The 15,954-nt window shown below is 70.8% G+C and carries 13 protein-coding genes; 9 read left to right on the plus strand and 4 right to left on the minus strand.

The features are described from left to right. The first annotated feature begins 12 nt into the window (after positions 1–12). Complete coding sequence (locus DEI92_RS00335; protein WP_111010375.1) at positions 13–972, plus strand: carbohydrate ABC transporter permease; 960 nt, start codon at positions 13–15, stop codon at positions 970–972. A gap of 1 nt (position 973) precedes the next feature. Further along, on the plus strand, positions 974–1,888 hold the full coding sequence (locus DEI92_RS00340) for a carbohydrate ABC transporter permease (protein WP_111010374.1): 915 nt from the start codon (positions 974–976) through the stop codon (positions 1,886–1,888). Between the two features lie 145 nt (positions 1,889–2,033). On the opposite strand, the gene DEI92_RS00345 is transcribed toward DEI92_RS00340, so the two are convergent. The 3 genes from DEI92_RS00345 to DEI92_RS00355 all read right to left on the minus strand — a co-directional run bounded on the left by DEI92_RS00345 (position 2,034) and on the right by DEI92_RS00355 (position 4,833). Continuing rightward, positions 2,034–2,795 carry an SDR family NAD(P)-dependent oxidoreductase gene (locus DEI92_RS00345; protein WP_111011944.1) on the minus strand — a complete coding sequence of 254 codons (762 nt, stop codon included), beginning with the start codon at positions 2,793–2,795 and terminating at the stop codon, positions 2,034–2,036. 95 nt (positions 2,796–2,890) lie between these two features. Then, positions 2,891–3,691, minus strand: a complete 801-nt coding sequence (locus tag DEI92_RS00350) for a L,D-transpeptidase (protein ID WP_258369780.1) — start codon at positions 3,689–3,691, stop codon at positions 2,891–2,893. Positions 3,692–3,780: 89 nt separating this feature from the next. Then, a complete protein-coding gene (locus DEI92_RS00355) occupies positions 3,781–4,833 on the minus strand; it encodes a hypothetical protein (RefSeq protein ID WP_111011945.1) in 1,053 nt (350 codons plus the stop codon). Between the two features lie 395 nt (positions 4,834–5,228). Between DEI92_RS00355 and DEI92_RS00360 the strand changes: the two genes are divergently transcribed. The 7 genes from DEI92_RS00360 to DEI92_RS00390 all read left to right on the plus strand — a co-directional run bounded on the left by DEI92_RS00360 (position 5,229) and on the right by DEI92_RS00390 (position 14,820). Next, entirely contained in the window at positions 5,229–7,106 is a 1,878-nt protein-coding gene (locus DEI92_RS00360) for an arabinofuranosidase catalytic domain-containing protein (RefSeq protein ID WP_111011946.1), read from the plus strand. A gap of 179 nt (positions 7,107–7,285) precedes the next feature. Beyond that, complete coding sequence (locus DEI92_RS00365) at positions 7,286–8,329, plus strand: LacI family DNA-binding transcriptional regulator (RefSeq protein ID WP_111011947.1); 1,044 nt, start codon at positions 7,286–7,288, stop codon at positions 8,327–8,329. Between the two features lie 124 nt (positions 8,330–8,453). Continuing rightward, positions 8,454–9,716: an ABC transporter substrate-binding protein gene (locus DEI92_RS00370; protein WP_111010369.1), complete on the plus strand. Its 1,263-nt coding sequence runs from the start codon at positions 8,454–8,456 to the stop codon at positions 9,714–9,716. Continuing rightward, a complete protein-coding gene (locus DEI92_RS00375) occupies positions 9,713–10,684 on the plus strand; it encodes a carbohydrate ABC transporter permease (protein ID WP_220035657.1) in 972 nt (323 codons plus the stop codon). The genes DEI92_RS00370 and DEI92_RS00375 overlap by 4 nt, the downstream gene beginning before the upstream one ends. After that, the gene (locus tag DEI92_RS00380; RefSeq protein ID WP_111011948.1) at positions 10,674–11,606 is read left to right on the plus strand and encodes a carbohydrate ABC transporter permease; all 933 of its coding nucleotides are present in this window, start codon (positions 10,674–10,676) and stop codon (positions 11,604–11,606) included. Before DEI92_RS00375 ends, DEI92_RS00380 begins: the two co-directional genes overlap by 11 nt. Further along, the gene (locus DEI92_RS00385; protein ID WP_111011949.1) at positions 11,606–12,922 is read left to right on the plus strand and encodes a family 1 glycosylhydrolase; all 1,317 of its coding nucleotides are present in this window, start codon (positions 11,606–11,608) and stop codon (positions 12,920–12,922) included. Before DEI92_RS00380 ends, DEI92_RS00385 begins: the two co-directional genes overlap by 1 nt. Beyond that, positions 12,919–14,820, plus strand: coding sequence for a glycoside hydrolase family 2 TIM barrel-domain containing protein (locus tag DEI92_RS00390; RefSeq protein WP_111011950.1), 1,902 nt, complete (start codon positions 12,919–12,921; stop codon positions 14,818–14,820). The genes DEI92_RS00385 and DEI92_RS00390 overlap by 4 nt, the downstream gene beginning before the upstream one ends. A 46-nt stretch (positions 14,821–14,866) precedes the next feature. Here DEI92_RS00390 and DEI92_RS16735 read toward each other — a convergent pair whose 3' ends face one another. Further along, on the minus strand, positions 14,867–15,862 hold the full coding sequence (locus tag DEI92_RS16735; protein WP_111011951.1) for a helix-turn-helix transcriptional regulator: 996 nt from the start codon (positions 15,860–15,862) through the stop codon (positions 14,867–14,869). Positions 15,863–15,954 lie beyond the last annotated feature (92 nt).

Consider the following 15,954-nt stretch of genomic DNA (forward strand, 5'->3'; position numbering starts at 1 on the left):
AGGTACGACGACGTGACCGCCACCGCACCCGTAGCGAACCGTCCCACGCTCACGACCCACGTCCCGAAGTCGCGGCCGCGGCGCGCGGCGCTCGATCGACAGGACGGGCGCAAGGCCTGGTTGTTCCTGGCCCCGTTCGGACTCTTCTACCTGGCGTTCCTGCTCGGACCGACCGTGTGGATGATCATCACGAGCTTCTTCAACACGTCGACCGTCCACACGGGCCTCGGTACCTTCGCCGGGTTCGCGAACTACGGCGAGATGCTGACCCGCGCCGACTTCTGGAGCGCGCTGTGGCACACGCTGCAGTTCACGATCTACACGACACCGCCGCTCGTCATCCTCGCGTTCGTGTTCGCGGTGCTGACGAACCGGATCCGTCGGGGACAGTGGTTCTTCCGCCTCGCGTTCTTCCTGCCCTACATCCTGCCGTCGGCGACGATCTCGCTGATCTGGGTGTTCATCTTCACGCCGGGCACCGGCCTCTGGGCGCTGGGCGAGAGCTGGCTCGGCATCACGCCGGGGGCGGGTGTCCTCGCGTCGCCGAAGACCGCGATGATCGGCATCGCGCTCGCCACCGTCTGGTGGACCCTCGGCTTCAACTTCGTGCTGTACCTGGCGGGCCTCCAGGAGATCCCGCGTGAGCTGTACGAGGCGGCCGCCGTCGACGGCGCGTCGAACTGGCAGCAGATCCGATCGATCACGCTGCCCCTGCTCGGCCGGACCACGACCCTCGTGATCCTGCTGCAGATCATCGCCAGCCTGAAGATCTTCGACCAGGTCTACCTGATGACGAGCGGTGGGCCGGGCATATCGACGCAGGTGGCCCTCGGGCTCATCACGAACACCGGCTTCACCGACAACCGCATCGGTGCGGCGTCGGCGGCGTCGGTCCTGCTGTTCATCGTCATCGTCGCCATCGCGGTCATCCGACAGGTGATCGACCGCTCCGCAGCTCGGAAGGAGGCCTGAGATGGCCACGACCACCACAGCGCCGACCAGGACCCGCAGCAAGTCCCCGGTCTCCGCGGCAGCACCGGCGCAGAACGCGACGCGCATCGGTGTCAGCGGCCGGACGTTCAACATCGTCGCCGGCATCGTCCTGACGGTCTTCGCGATCATCTGGCTCATCCCGAGCCTGTTCGCACTCAAGACGTCGCTGTCCGACAACGGCACCGCGGCACTCGGCGCCGGCGCGATCCTGTCGCACTGGAACCCGACACTGCACTCGTACGCGTCGCTGTTCCAGGCCGGCGACATCTGGAACTGGTACCTGGCGAGCGGCATCACCTCGGTGATCACCGCGATCCTCACCGTGCTGTTCGCGTCGATGGCGGCGTTCGCGCTGTCCCGGCTGAACTTCCCGGGTCAGAACCTCGCGTTCCTGCTCATCATCCTCGGCATCATGATCCCGGGGCAGGTGCTCATCGTCCCGATCTTCCAGGAGCTCGGCGCGGTCAGCCTGCTCAACACCTACTGGTCGGTGATCTTCCCGCAGGTCCCCGCGGTGATCGCGGTGTTCATCTTCAAGCAGTTCTTCGACGGCATCCCCCGGGAGCTCGAGGAGGCCGCGCGCATCGACGGCGCCGGGCTGTGGAAGGTGTACTGGTCGGTCATCATGCCGCTGTCCCGTCCGGTCATCGCCGCGGTCGTCATCCTGACCTTCGTCGGTGTCTGGAACAACCTGCTCCTGCCGCTGTTCGTGCTGTCGAACCCGAACCTCATGACGATCCCCGTCGGGCTCGCCACGGTCCAGGGCTCGTTCGGTCAGCGGTACGCGGACATCCAGGCAGGTGCGATCCTCGCGGCACTGCCGCTGATCATCCTGTACCTGATCTTCCAGCGGCAGATCGTCGAGGGTGTGACCGGCAGCGGCCTCAAGGGCTGACGCCACCTGCACCACCGGTCCTCGAGAGGCCCCGCTCCGGCGGGGCCTCTCGTCGTGCCCGGAGCAGCGGTCGGCGGGTCACCCGCGCTCGTCCCACCGGCCGGGAGGGACGGGTCATGCCGGTGCCGCGCCTCCCGGCCGTCGGTCAGGAGGCCCGGCGCGACGCCAGCCAGTCCGTGAACTCGGTCGCGACGATCCGTTCGTCGTGGACGTCGGCGGCCTCGTCCGACGCGAGCCACCGGATCGGGGCCCGCATGACGTCGGGGGAGAGGACGGCGAGTGCCTCGGGCCGGGACGTGCCCTCGAGCATCCCGGTCGCCGTCGCACCGCCCGGGAGGAGGATGTTCGCGCGGACCGGGGTGCCGGCGAGGTCCGCGGCGATGATCCGGGCGAGGGCCTCGGCGCCCGCGCGGGAGGGTCCGTACGGGACGAAGCCGCGGCGGTTCATCGTGCCGTGGTTCATGCTGATCGTGACCACGCGGCCCGTGCCCGCAGCGAGCATCCGCGGCGCGACCGCCCGTGCGACGAGGAAGTAACCCGTCAAGTTGGTGTCGACGACGTCCCGGAAACCGTCGGGGGAGACCTCCCAGAAGTCCTGCGGCGTCGTCATGAACGCGGGGTTCACGGTGCGCATGCCGATGCCCGCGTTGTTGACGAGCAGGTCGATGCCGTCCAGCGCCTGCCACGCGGTGGCGGTGCCCTGCTCCACGGACCGGTCGTCGCGGCTGTCCATGGCGATCCCGATCGTGTCGCCGCCGATCTCGCGCGCGGCGGCGGTGACCCGGGCCTCCGAGCGGCCGGTGACGGCGACGCGGGCGCCCGCATCGACGAGTCCCTCGGCCATCGCGCGGCCCAGGCCCGACGTGCCGCCGGTGACGAGTGCGCGGACGGTGTGCAGGTCTTCCATGGGGGCCTCCCGGAGGTGTGGTGCGGTGCGGTGCGGTGCTCCCTCGATACGCCGTGGGGATGGCAGCGGACCGGGTGCCGGGGGTGGGGGGCGGGTCAGATGATCGTGATCGGGGTGCCGAGCGGCAGGAGCTTCGTGAGCGCCGTGATGTCCGCGTTCTGCATGCGGATGCACCCGTGGCTGGCGTCCTTGCCGATGCTCGACGCGTCGTCCGTGCCGTGCAGGCCGATCTGCCCCGGACCGCCCCCGAAGCTCGTGAGCACGTCGGAGAACGCGGAGAGCCCGTACGCGTAGGGCCCGTACCCGGCGTTCGTCGGCTTGAGGAGCTCCGTCAGGTAGAACGACCCGTGGGGGGTGGGGGTCCCGCCGGTGCCGGACGCGACCGGGTAGGTGGCGACGGGCCTCCCGGCGCGGTAGACGGTGAGGGTGTTCGTCTCGGTGACCGCGACGAGGTGGTAGGCGACGGTGCTCAGCGCGACGTCGCTCGCGCGGACCCACCCGGTACGGCCGTTCGGACGCGTCGGGACGTCGACCTCGACCCACCCGGACTGCTGCGCGACGACGAGGAACACGAGCGGGGCGCCGTTCGACTGCGGATTGGGGAGGGTCGTCGTGACCGCGCCGCCGGCGGCGGCGTGGACGGCGACGCTGGCGACCTCCGCCGTCGCGACGGTCGCCGATGCCGCGATCGGCGGGGCGCTCGGTGCCGTGGCGTCCGCGCTGGGGCTCGGCGAGGCGGTCGGACGCTGACCGAGCGCGCCGCCGACGTGGACGGTCGGCGTCGGTGTCGGGGTGTGACCGGCACGCGCGTGGTGCGGGTGGGCACCGGAGCAGCCGGCGAGGAGGAGCGTTGCCGTGACCGCGGCGACGGTCACGGGAGCGAGACGGCGGAGCACGGCGGGCCTTCCGGGGACGAGGTGGTGCCGGACAGCGCTGATCCGCCGGACGACGGGCGTCCGGCGGATCAGCGTGTGCGCGGTGGGGGTCAGCCGGTGAAGGTCGCCGTGGTGGTGACCGGCGTCGCGACCGGGGCGGGCGGGGTGGTCGGCGTCGTCACGGCCGGGTCTGCCGTGACGTCGAGCACGAACCCGACGAAGATGCCCGAGTTCTCACCGACGAGCGTGAGCGCGTAGGTGCCGGCGGTCGCGTCGGGGTCGGTGACCGTGCCGACGACGCTGCCGTCCGCGCCCGCGGTGAGGGTGACACCGGTGTCCGTGGCCGTGCCGTCCTCGGCGACGAGCGCGACGCCGACGGGCTCACCGGGCAGGAACCCGTTCGGCTGGGAGACCGCGACGCCGGTGGTGGCGAAGTCGCTCACCGACAGGGTCACGGGCGTGATCGTGCCGGCGTCGGAGGGCCGCGGCGTGAAGTAGTCGTTCTGCCCGTCGAAGGCGATGCCCGTGACGGTGGCCGGACCGGTGGCGTCGGAGACGCCGTACTCGCGGATCGTGGCGTCGGGGCTCGTCGCGGCGAACTGCGCCTGGAACTGCGCGAGCGTGGCCGGGGTACCGGCGGGGATGGTCCCGACCGGGGTGAATGAGGTGTACTCGCCGTCGATGCCCTCGTCGCCGCCCGTGACCGCGACGAGCGCTGCGTAGTTCTGGTCGGCGATCTCGCCGTCGCCGTCGAGGTCCACCACGAGGGTGAAGTCGGCGTCGTCGCTGCTCACGAGGTCGGCGGTGCCGAGGTCGGTGTCGGTCGAGCTGGTGATCGACGTGAGGTCGCTCGCCGGGTGGCCGTCCGTCGAGTGCAGGAGCACGCCCGGTCCGGAGAACGTCAGGCCGGACGGGCCGAACGTCGGCGTCGTGAACCCCGTCGCGGTGCCGGTGTACCAGGTGCCGGTCGGCGGCTCGCCGGTGCCGCTGTAGGTCTGGAGGTCGGCGCTCGTGATCCAGGTCGACGACTGGGTCGAGGCGTCGAGCAGGCGGGGGCTGACGCCGGCGGTGGTGGCGGCATCGGCGGTGGCGGTGCCGGTGAGCACGGCGGCGCCGGCGACGGCGGTGGCAGCGACCGCTGCGAGGACGGGGAGACGCTTCACGGGTGGTTCCGTTTCGGGACGGGCGGATCGGATCCGCGGTTTCGGTGGTGGTGCGTCGTGGGCCGACGCGCCGGTGCCGCCAGGTCTCGGGCCGACGCGGCGGCGGAACCGAAAAGCCCTCAGAACCTCCGGATCTGTGAGGACCCTATCCCCAACGGGACCGCAGCGGTACTCCCGATCGGATGTCAGAACGGAGCGTCGCACACGACATGTCGCACGGTCGGCCGGGTGCTCCGCGCCCTCGCGGAGCTGTGCGCAACGGCACGGGGAACTGGGGGATGCGCCGGATCATTCCCCTGAGTATGATTTCCCTTGGTTAATCGTTTAAGCGGCGATCCCACCCGACGCCGCGATCAACCACTCCAGCAACGACGCTCGGAAGGAACTGCATCACCATGCACATCGGGTCATCACGGATCCCCCGTCTCAGGCGGATCCCCACAGCGCTGCTCGGAGCCCTCGCCCTCGTGGCGGGCACGCTCTTCGCAGCAACGGCTGGCGCCGGTGGCGCCGCAGCCGCCACGTCGCTCCCATGCGACGTCTACGGGAGCGCGGGGACCTCCTGCGTCGCCGCGTACAGCTCGACGCGGGCGCTGTCCGCGTCGTACAACGGGCCGCTCTACCAGGTGCAGCGCGCCTCGGACGGTGCGACGACGAACATCGGCCTGCTCTCGGCCGGTGGGTACGTCAACGCCGCGACGCAGGACACGTTCTGCGCCGGGACGACGTGCACGATCCCGAAGATCTACGACCAGACCGCGAACCACAACGACCTGACGGTCGCGCCCGCGGGCGACGCGGGTGCGGCGAACCACGCGGCGAACGCGACCGCACTGCCCATCACCGTCGCGGGGCACGAGGCCTACGGGTTGTACATGCCCCCGCAGGTCGCGTACCGGATCCCGAGCACGGCGGCGAAGGGCACGGCGCGTGGCGCGAGCCCCGAGTCGATGTACGAGGTCGCGAGCGGCACGAACAGCAACAACGGCTGCTGCTCCGACTTCGGGAACGTCGAGACGCAGGAGAAGGACACCGGCCAGGGGCACATGGACGCCCTGAACCTCTCGACGCTCAACGCGCCCGGCAGCTCCGGCAAGGGGCCGTGGGTGCAGGCGGACCTCGAGAACGGCGTGTTCCAGGGCGGGACACCGACCTATACGCCGAACACCGGCAACAACAGCAAGTTCGTGACCGCCGAGCTCAAGAACAACGGGACGAACAAGTTCGCCCTGAAGGGCGGGAACAGCCAGACCGGCTCGCTGACGACCTGGTACGAGGGCCCGGAGCCCGCTGGTGACTACACGCCGATGAAGCTCGAGGGCTCGATCGTCCTCGGCGCGGGCGGCGACAACTCGAACCGCGGCACCCAGTCGTTCTTCGAGGGCGTGATGACGACGGGCTACTCCACGGACGCGGCCGACAACGCCGTGCAGTCGAACATCGTCGCGCAGAACTACCAGGGCGTCAGCACGGGCGGTGGTCCGGGCTCGCAGATCGTCGGACCCGGCGGCAAGTGCGTCGACGTGTCGGGCGACGACACGGGTGGCAACCTCGCCGTGGTCCAACTCTGGGACTGCTCGGCGCTCGCAGCGGACCAGCACTGGTCCGGGACGGCGTACGGCACGGGCACGCTCGGCACGCTCGGGCGTTGTCTCGACGCAGACGGCAACGGGACCGCGAACGGGACGCACCTGGAGCTGTACGACTGCAACGGCGTCGGCGGCCAGCAGTGGATCGTGCAGGGCGACGGGTCGATCAAGAACCCGCAGTCCGGGCGGTGCCTCGACGACCCGTCCGGGAACACCGCGAACGGCACGGCGCTCCAGCTGTACGACTGCAACGGGAACGCGGCGCAGAAGTTCACCGTCGCGGTCCCGATCATCGGCAACGGCGGCAAGTGCGTCGACGTCGCCGGTGACGACCTGCAGCAGAACGGTCAGCAGGTGCAGCTCTACGACTGCCTGACCATCGAGACCGCGCAGCCGGCCGCGCAGGACCAGCAGTGGACGGTCGACCAGGCCGACCACACCATCCGCACGCTCGGCCGGTGCCTCGACGCGGACGGCAACGCCACCGCGAACGGCACCCACGTCGAGCTCTACCAGTGCAACGGCGTCGGCGGGCAGCAGTGGATCCCGCAGGCCAACGGGTCGATCCTCAACCCGCAGTCGGGGCGCTGCCTCGACGACCCGTCGGGCAACACGGCGAACGCCACCGCCCTGCAGCTGTACGACTGCAACGGCAACCAGGCGCAGGTGTTCACCGTGAACTGACGCCCGCGTCGCGAGCCTGTGGCGTGCCTCCAGACCGGGAGGCACGCCACCGGTGTGTCGAGCCGGCTCGCGATCCGCGGGGCGGGCTTGTTGAATCGATAAAGCAGCGCTACAGTTCCAGGAGTCGGGGCGGTTAATCGATAAAGCAGCCCGACCAGCAGCCGTGCGAGGAGGCACTGATGGCGAAGTCCGTGACGCTCAAGGACGTCGCGCAGCGCGTCGGCGTGACCGCTGCCGCCGCCTCGATGGCGCTGTCCGGTCACGAGCGCATCAGCGCCGCCACCCGGGACGCCGTGCGTCGCGCCGCTGACGAGCTGGGGTACGTGCCGAGTTCCGCCGGGCGCGCGCTCCGGAACCAGCGGGCCGGCGCCGTGGCCCTCGTCGTCCCGAACAGCTCGCACCACGTGTTCGGGCACATGTACTTCATGCACGTGCTCACCGGCATGTCCCGGGCCGCCAGCGCGCACGACGCGCAGGTGATCGTCTCGACCAACGCGGACGAGGAAGGTGGCGTGGCCGCCTACGAGCGCGTCATGCGCTCGCGGAGCGCCGACGGCGTGATCGTCACCAGCGCGGCCATCGACGACCGGAACATGGAGCGGCTCGTCGCGTCGGGCCTCCCGGTCGTGCTCATCGGCAACGCGCCGTCCCTGCCCGATGCGGCCAGCGTCGGGATCGACGACGTCGCTGCGACGCGGCGGATCACCGAGCACCTCATCGGCGCACACGGGCGCCGCCGGCTCGTCCACGTCACGGGCACACTCGACCACCAGACCGGACTCGACCGACGCGAGGGGTTCCTCGCCGCCGTCCGCGATCACGGTGTCGACGTCGACGCGCTCGTGGTCGAGGGGGACCTCGGCGAGGAGTCCGGTGCGGACGCGATCCGGGCCCTGCTCGACGCGGGCACGGAGTTCGACGGCGTCGTCTTCGCGAACGACGACATGGCGACCGGCGGCATGCGGGTGCTCCGCGCAGCCGGCGTCGACGTGCCGGGAGCCGTGTCCGTGGTCGGGTTCGACGACTTCGGTCTCGCCCGTGTCACCACGCCCGCGATCACGACCGTCCGGGTCCCCGCCGAGGAGATGGCCCGCCTGGCCACGGAGCGGCTGTTCGACCTCGTCGACGGCACGAGCGACGGTCCGACCCACCGCGCACTCCCGGTGTCGATCGTGGTCCGCGAGTCGTGCGGCTGCGGCCCGGAGCACCGCGCCGAGGACTGAACCGCCCGACCACCGGCACGTCGCCGGCCCCCGTCCCCCTCAGACCCGTTCCCCTGCCCACCATCACATCCCACCTCCGTGCCGTCCCCTCCCGAGGACGGTCCACAACGCAAAGGAGCGTTCCATGAAGAAGCGCAACACGGCCCTCGCCGTCGCCGCCGGAGCCGCCGCTGTGGCCCTGGCCCTGTCCGGCTGTTCGACGTCGTCATCGTCGTCGGCGAGCGGACCGGTCACCCTCAAGGTCTGGACCGGGTTCACCGGTGGTGACCGCCCCGGGTACGCGCAGATCGTCAAGGACTTCGAGGCGTCCCACCCGGACATCAAGGTCCAGATGACCGTGCAGCCCTGGGACACCATCCAGCAGAAGCTCCCGTCGGCATGGCTGACCGGGCAGGGTCCGGACATCGCCGCGGTGTCGAGCGACCCGAACGCGGTCGCGCAGTACGTCAAGACGAACTCGGTGCTCGCCCTGACGGACACCGGCAGTGGCAAGGACCAGATCAACACGTCGAAGCTCGCGCCCGGCACCGTCAAGGAGTTCACGTACAAGGGCAAGCTCTACGGGATCCCCGCGAACTTCGCGACGCTGAGCCTGTACTACAACAAGAAGCTGTTCCAGCAGGCCGGCATCACGAACCCGCCGAAGACCATCGACGAGCTCGCGCAGGACGCGAAGAAGCTGACGACCGGCGGCCACTACGGCATCTCGCTCGCGGACAACCAGACGATCCAGATGTGGCCCGTCCTGCAGTGGCTCGAGGGCGGCGACATCGTCAACGGCAAGGGCTGCTCGGTGCTGCAGACGAGCGCCGGCCAGAAGAGCCTGTCCACGTGGGCCGACCTCGTGGCGAAGGACAAGGTGAGCCCGGTGGGGCAGACCGGTGCCGAGGCCGACTCCCTGTTCTCCGCGGGCAAGGCCGCCATGGAGATCAACGGGCCGTGGGCCGCGCCGGGTTACAAGAGCGCGGGCGTCGACCTCGGGATCGCGACCATCCCGACCGGGGTCGACGGCACGTCCGTCACGCTCGGGTCGACCGCGCCGCTGTCGGTGTCGGCCAAGACGAAGTACCCGAAGCAGGCGCAGGAGTTCCTCGCCTACTGGACGAGCAAGTCGACGCAGGAAAAGTTCTCGCTGAAGACCGGGTTCCCGCCGCTGCGCACCGACATGACCGACGACGCCAAGCTCACGGCCGACCCGACGGTGTCGGTGTTCGCGTCGCAGGTCGGCAACGCCCGCCTGTACCTGCCGCACGTCCCCCAGGCGACCAAGGTCGACTCGGACGGCTACGTGCCGCTCATCGGCAAGATCACGCGCGGGACCTCGGTCGCGAGCGCGACCAAGGACGCCGCGCAGACGATCGACGGCCTCACGGGCTGCTCGCAGTGACCAGCCACACCTCGGAGCGGGTCCCGTCGCGCAGCACGCGCGACGGGGCCGGCACCACCCCAGGGTCGCGCAGCGGTGGGGAGGGCCGGCGCGCGACCGCTCGTCGGTTCCGGTTCCAGCCGGCCTGGCTCTTCATGGCGCCGAGCCTGCTGATCCTGGGCGTGTTCGTGATCTTCCCCATCTTCCGGTCGCTGTACTACAGCTTCTTCGACTGGACCGTCGGGGCGAGCACGGAGCCGTTCGTCGGGTTCGGCAACTACGTCAAGCTGTTCCACGACCACCAGTTCTGGAACGCGCTCGGCGTGACGCTCGAGTTCACGATCGTGTCCGTCGTACTCCTGCTCGTGTTCGGGTTCCTGTCGGCCCTGGCGCTCCAGGGCGAGGGGATCGCGACGCGCATCGTCCGATCGATCTTCTTCTTCCCGACGATCGTCTCGCTCGTCACGATCGGCCTGGTCTGGAAGTTCCTGCTCGACCCGGACATCGGGCTCGTCGGCGGCCTCACCGCGGCGCTCGGTCTGCCCTCGATCGGGTGGCTCCAGTCGACGACCCTCGCCCTGCCGACGGTGATCTTCGTGTCGGTCTGGAAGAGCGTCGGCTTCGCCATGATCCTGTTCGTCGCGGGCCTCAAGGGCGTCCCCGGCGAGCGGTACGAGGCGGCCCAGCTCGACGGCGCCGGCCGGTGGGCCACGGTGTGGTCGATCACGATCCCGAGCATCCGGCCCACGCTGCTGTTCACCTCGATGATCCTGACCATCCAGTCGTTCCAGGTCTTCGACCTCGTCTACGTCATGACCGGCGGCGGCCCGGTGTTCCACACCGACTCGCTGGTCAACCTGCTCTACCGCGACGGGTTCGTGGACTACCAGACCGGGTACGCGTCCGCGATCTCGTGGGTGCTGTTCGCGATCATCATGCTCATCTCGCTCGTCCAGCTCAGATTGTTCAGGTACAACGATGTCGACTGACACCTCCGTGGCGGACGTGCCCCGGACCTCCCGTTCGTCACGCGGCGGCGACGACCGCGGCGACCGGTCCACGCCCACGCAGCGCAGGCAGCACGGGCCGCGGCCCGCCGTGCGCACGGTGGACGTGCTCAAGTGGGTCTACCTCGGCGTCGGGGTCGTGTTCGCGCTCGTGCCCTTCATCTGGATGGTCTCCGGGTCGTTCCGGAGCGAGAGCGACCTGTTCCACAACCCCGCGAGCCTGTTCCCGACGAGCGTCACCATGCACGGGTACGTCGGCGTCTGGCAGCAGCTGTCGTTCGTCCGGCTGCTCGTCAACACGTTCGTGTTCGCGGGCGTGACGACGGCGCTGACCCTGCTGTTCGACTCGATGTGCGCCTACGCCCTGGCGCGGATGCGGTTCGTCGGTCGGAACGTCGCGTTCGTCATCGTCATCGCGACCCTCATGGTGCCGTTCCAGGTGACCCTGATCCCCGTGTTCGTCGAGCTGTTCCACTTCGGCTGGCTGAACACCTACCAGGGGCTCATCGTCCCGCGGGCGACGAGCGCGTTCGGCATCTTCCTGTTCCGGCAGTTCTTCGTCAGCATCCCGCCGGAGCTCGACGAGGCGGCGCGCATCGACGGCGCCGGGCACTGGCGGATCTACTGGCAGGTCGTGCTCCCGCTCGCCAAACCGGCGATCGCCACCGTCGCCGTGCTCAACGGCATGAACCTGTGGAACGACCTGCTCTGGCCGCTCGTCGTCACGACGTCGAACGACATGCTCACCCTGCCCGCCGGCCTGACGCTGTTCGGCGGCCAGCACGTGACCGACCACGCGATCCTGCTCGCCGGTGCGACCATCTCGCTGGTCCCGATCGCGATCGCGTTCTTCTTCGCACAGAAGTACTTCGTGGCCGGCGTCGCGACGAGTGGACTGAAGTGATGGGCGACTTCACCTGGGTCCTCGGGATCGAGGACACCTCGGTCCACCCGCCGGCGCACTTCGCGATGGCGCCGCTCGACGAGTACGACCTGACGGAGCACACCGAGCACTGGCGCGCGGACCTCACCGCCGCGCGCGACCTCGGCGCGGGTGCGGTCCGGTACGGCGTGAACTGGCCGCTCGTGCACACCGCGCCGGAGACCTACGACTGGAGCACCCTCGACGAGCGGCTCCGGTTCGCGGTCGAGGAGCTCGGGCTGACGGTGATCGCCGATCTCGTGCACTACGGCACGCCGACCTGGCTCGACGGCTCGTTCGCCGACCCGCGCTACCCCGACGTCGTCGCGGCGTTCGCGGGTGCGTTCGCGGCGCGCTACCGCGGGTTGGTCGACCACGTCACACCCTTGAACGAACCCGTCACGACGGCGTCGTTCTGCGGCCTCCGCGGCGTGTGGCCGCCGGCGCTGACCGGCTGGGACGGCTGGGTGCGCGTGACGCTCGCGCTGGCCGAGGGGATCACCCGGTCCGTCGCGGCGATCCGGGCGGCCAACCCGGCCGCGGTCATCGTGCACGTCGAGGCGTCGTCCCTGTTCGCCACGGACGACCCCGCGCTCGCGGGCGAGGCCGAGCACCTGACCGCGATCGGCACCGTGCCGACGGATCTGGTGCTCGGGCTGGTCGGCGTGCAGCACCCCATGCACGGGTGGCTGCTCGAGCACGGCGCCGCACCGGAGCAGCTCGCGCGTCTCCGGGCCGACCCGGCGCGCATCGACGTGCTCGGCGTCAACTACTACCCCGACCTGTCCCCGCGGACCCTCGTCGCCGACGGCACCGACGTGGTGCAGATCGCGACGGACCGCTGGACCGACGGGCTCGTGACGAGCCTGCGCGGGTTCGAGGCGCGCTACGGCCTGCCCATGATGGTCACGGAGACGAGCATCGAGGGCACGGACGAGGTCCGGACGGCCTGGGTGCGCGACTCGGTCCACGCGGTCCAGGAACTCGTGGCGGGCGGCATGGACCTGCGCGGGTACACCTGGTGGCCCCTGTTCGACTTCGTCGACTGGTCGTACGCGTCCGGCGGTCGGAACGTCGAGGAGTTCGCGGTGCCCGACGAGGTCGTGGCCGCCCGGGTCCTCGGCGGGCGCAAGACCCCGTCGCTGCGCCGCATGGGGCTGGTCCGGCTCGAGGAGCAGGCGGACGGCTCCCTGCAGCGCGTCCCGACCGGGGCGGCAGCGGCGTTCGGGACCGAGACCGGCGCGCCGGCCAACCGTCTGTACAACGTTGTAACGGCTGCGGCAGACTGGACGCCATGACGACGCTGCGCGGCGAGGAAGCCGCTCCCCGGACCATGTCCGTTCCCGAACCGGCGAGCCGCCAGGACGGCACCCACCCCCGGCCGCAACTCGTCCGTCCGGCCTGGGCCGACCTCGACGGGCCGTGGTCGTTCCGCCACGACGACGGCGACGAGGGCCTGGGCGCGGGCTGGTCGGCGGGCTTCCGGCCCGAGCACGGGGCGACGGACCGCACGATCACGGTGCCGTTCCCGCCCGAGTCGGTCGCGTCGGGCATCGACGAGCCGGGGTTCCACCCCGTGGTCTGGTACGCGCGCAGCATCTCGGCCGAGGACCTCGAGCGTGCCGGGCGCTCGGCCGTCGCGTCCCGGGTGCTCCTGCACTTCGGTGCGGTCGACTACCGCGCGACGGTGTGGCTGGACGGGGTGCGCCTCGGCGAGCACGAGGGCGGGCACACGCCGTTCTCGTTCGACGTGACGCACGTGCTCGACGCCAGCACGGACGTCGACGCCGGCACCGACACCACGCACACCCTGGTCGTCCGCGCCGAGGACGACCCGCACGACGTCACGCAGCCCCGCGGCAAGCAGGACTGGCACGAGCACCCGCACGTGATCTGGTACCGCCGCACCACGGGGATCTGGCAGACCGTGTGGCTCGAGGCGGTGCCCCCGGTGTCGGTCGCGGCGCTCCGCTGGGAGACCGAGTTCCCCGGCTCGGTGGTCCGGGGCACGGTCCGGATCGCCGGTCGGGTGACCGCGGGCACGACACTGTCGGTGTCGCTCCGCCACGAGGACGGTGACGAGGACCTCGGCAGCGCCTCCGTCGTCGTGCCGGCGGGCGCCACGACCGTGGACGTGGTCGTCCCCGTCGCGCGGCAGACGAACGGCCAGGCGTACGACGAGATCGTGTGGACGCCGGAGACCCCGCGGCTCATCGACGCCACCGTCGTGCTCGGGCACCCCGACGGGTCCGGGGACGTCGTCGCGTCGTACCTCGGGTTCCGGTCGGTCGCGGTCGACCGGGGGGCGTTCCTGCTCAACGACCGGCCCTACGACGTCCGGAGCGTGCTCAACCAGGGCTACTGGCCGGACTCGAACCTCACCGCGCCGAGCCCGGCCGCGTTCCGTCGTGAGGTCGAGCTCATCAAGGAGCTCGGGTTCACCGCGACCCGGATCCACCAGAAGATCGAGGACCCGCGGTTCCTGTTCTGGGCGGACCGCCTCGGCCTCCTGGTCTGGGGCGAGGCGCCGGGTGCCTACGCGTTCACCCCGACAGCGGTGCAGCGGCTCATGCGGGAGTGGATGGACGCCGTGGAACGGGATGTGTCCCACCCGTGCATCGTGACCTGGGTGCCGGCGAACGAGAGCTGGGGCGTGCAGCACATCGCGCACGAACCAGCACAGCAGGCGTACGCCCGGGCGCTCGCCGACGTCACGCGGGCGCTCGACCCGTCACGGCCCGTGATCTCGAACGACGGCTGGGAGCACGCCGCGTCGGACATCCTCAGCGTGCACGACTACGAGGCCTCGGGCGAGGTCCTCGCCGCGACCTACGCCGACGACGCCGCCCGCACCCGCTTGCTCGCCGGGATGGGCCCGGCCGGCCGGCGGATCCTGGTCGGCGACGCCGAGGACCACGGCCAGCCGGTCATGCTCACGGAGTTCGGCGGGGTCAACTACCAGCCGGGTGCCGACCGCGACGACGCCTGGGGGTACTCCGTCGCGGTGGACGGCGACGACTACGTCGACCGGATCACCGCGCTGTACGACGGCATCCGCGCCAGTTCGTTCCTCGCCGGGTCCTGCTACACGCAGTTCACGGACACGCTGCAGGAGACGAACGGGCTGCTCACCGCCGAGCGCGAGCCGAAGGTGCCGATCGAGCGGATCCGCCGCGCCGTCGCCGGACGCGACTGATCGCGGCCGGGAGGGACGTGGCGGGTCCCGCCCCGTCCCTCCCGGCTCAACCGCGCAGCGTGGCGCGGGGATGCTCCCCGAACCGCGCGCGGTACGCCCCCGCGAACCGTCCGAGGTGCGTGAAGCCCCACGCCTGCGCGACCCCGGCGACGGTCGTCCCCGGTACGCCCTGTTGCAACTCCGCGTGGACGCGGTCGAGGCGGGCCTGCCGCAGGTACCCGAGCGGTGTGGTGTCGAGCACGCGTCGGAAGCCCTCCTGCAACGCCCGCACGCTGAGGTGCGCCGCGGCCGCGATCTCGGTGGTGCCGATCGGCTCGTGCACATGGGCCTGCACGTACTCCACCGCGGCGCGGATCCGTGCGTTCCGCGGCAGGAGCACCGCGGACGGCAGGGCGTCGGCGAGGGGCGGGTAGAGCCCGAGGAACGCGATCGCCGTCATCCGCGTGAGTTCGTCCCACAGCAGGGGACTGACCGGGCCGGAGCGCATGGTGTTCGACACGAGTCCCACGGTGCCCTGCCAGCTGCGGACCGCGGCGTCGGTGGGGGCGGCCGTGTGGTCGAACCGCAGGTCCTCGCCGGCGAGGCCCTGCTCGCGGGCGATGCGGTCGACGTGGTCACGTCCCAGGTGCACGAGCTTCTGGTCGTAGTCCGTGAACCGGAACACGAAGGACCGGTGCGCCGGGAACAGCAGCGGCCGCCCGGGGACCATGCGCAGGTCGTCGTGGCCGAGGTCGACCGTCGACCGCCCTGCCGTCAGCCACTGCACGACGTAGTCGCCGCCCGGCGGGATGTCGCCCTGGATCTCGCCGTGCATGCGCGAGGTCCGGAGTGTCAGGTCCGTGTCGCCCATCGCGGCGTAGCGGTAGCGGTAGGGCGTCGCCCGCGTCGGTGCCGAGGACCAGGCCGCGCCGGCGTAGAGCCGGGGCAGGTCGTCCATGGCCCGGTCGGCGTCGAGGCCGTGGGCCTCGATTCGGATGGGAGTGGCCGCCGCACCGGTCGTGGTGTCCATCGCTCCCGTGGTGTCCTCGCCGCTCGCGGGCATCCGTCGGTCCTCGACGCAGGGCGACGAGTCGGGGAGACCGCGCAGTGACGAGGATAGGCGGAAGGAGGAGGAAAAGCAAAGAATATTGGACA

Source organism: Curtobacterium sp. MCBD17_034, assembly GCF_003234515.1.
GTDB lineage: Bacteria > Actinomycetota > Actinomycetes > Actinomycetales > Microbacteriaceae > Curtobacterium.

Excerpts from the sequence above, each read along its gene's own strand:
- DEI92_RS00390 (WP_111011950.1), top strand. The coding sequence starts at position 12,919 with ATGACGACGCTGCGCGGCGAGGAAGCCGCTCCCCGGACCATGTCCGTT.
- DEI92_RS00385 (WP_111011949.1), top strand. The coding sequence starts at position 11,606 with ATGGGCGACTTCACCTGGGTCCTCGGGATCGAGGACACCTCGGTCCAC.
- DEI92_RS16735 (WP_111011951.1), bottom strand. The coding sequence starts at position 15,862 with ATGCCCGCGAGCGGCGAGGACACCACGGGAGCGATGGACACCACGACC.
- DEI92_RS00370 (WP_111010369.1), top strand. The coding sequence starts at position 8,454 with ATGAAGAAGCGCAACACGGCCCTCGCCGTCGCCGCCGGAGCCGCCGCT.
- DEI92_RS00380 (WP_111011948.1), top strand. The coding sequence starts at position 10,674 with ATGTCGACTGACACCTCCGTGGCGGACGTGCCCCGGACCTCCCGTTCG.
- DEI92_RS00360 (WP_111011946.1), top strand. The coding sequence starts at position 5,229 with ATGCACATCGGGTCATCACGGATCCCCCGTCTCAGGCGGATCCCCACA.
- DEI92_RS00345 (WP_111011944.1), bottom strand. The coding sequence starts at position 2,795 with ATGGAAGACCTGCACACCGTCCGCGCACTCGTCACCGGCGGCACGTCG.
- DEI92_RS00365 (WP_111011947.1), top strand. The coding sequence starts at position 7,286 with ATGGCGAAGTCCGTGACGCTCAAGGACGTCGCGCAGCGCGTCGGCGTG.
- DEI92_RS00340 (WP_111010374.1), top strand. The coding sequence starts at position 974 with ATGGCCACGACCACCACAGCGCCGACCAGGACCCGCAGCAAGTCCCCG.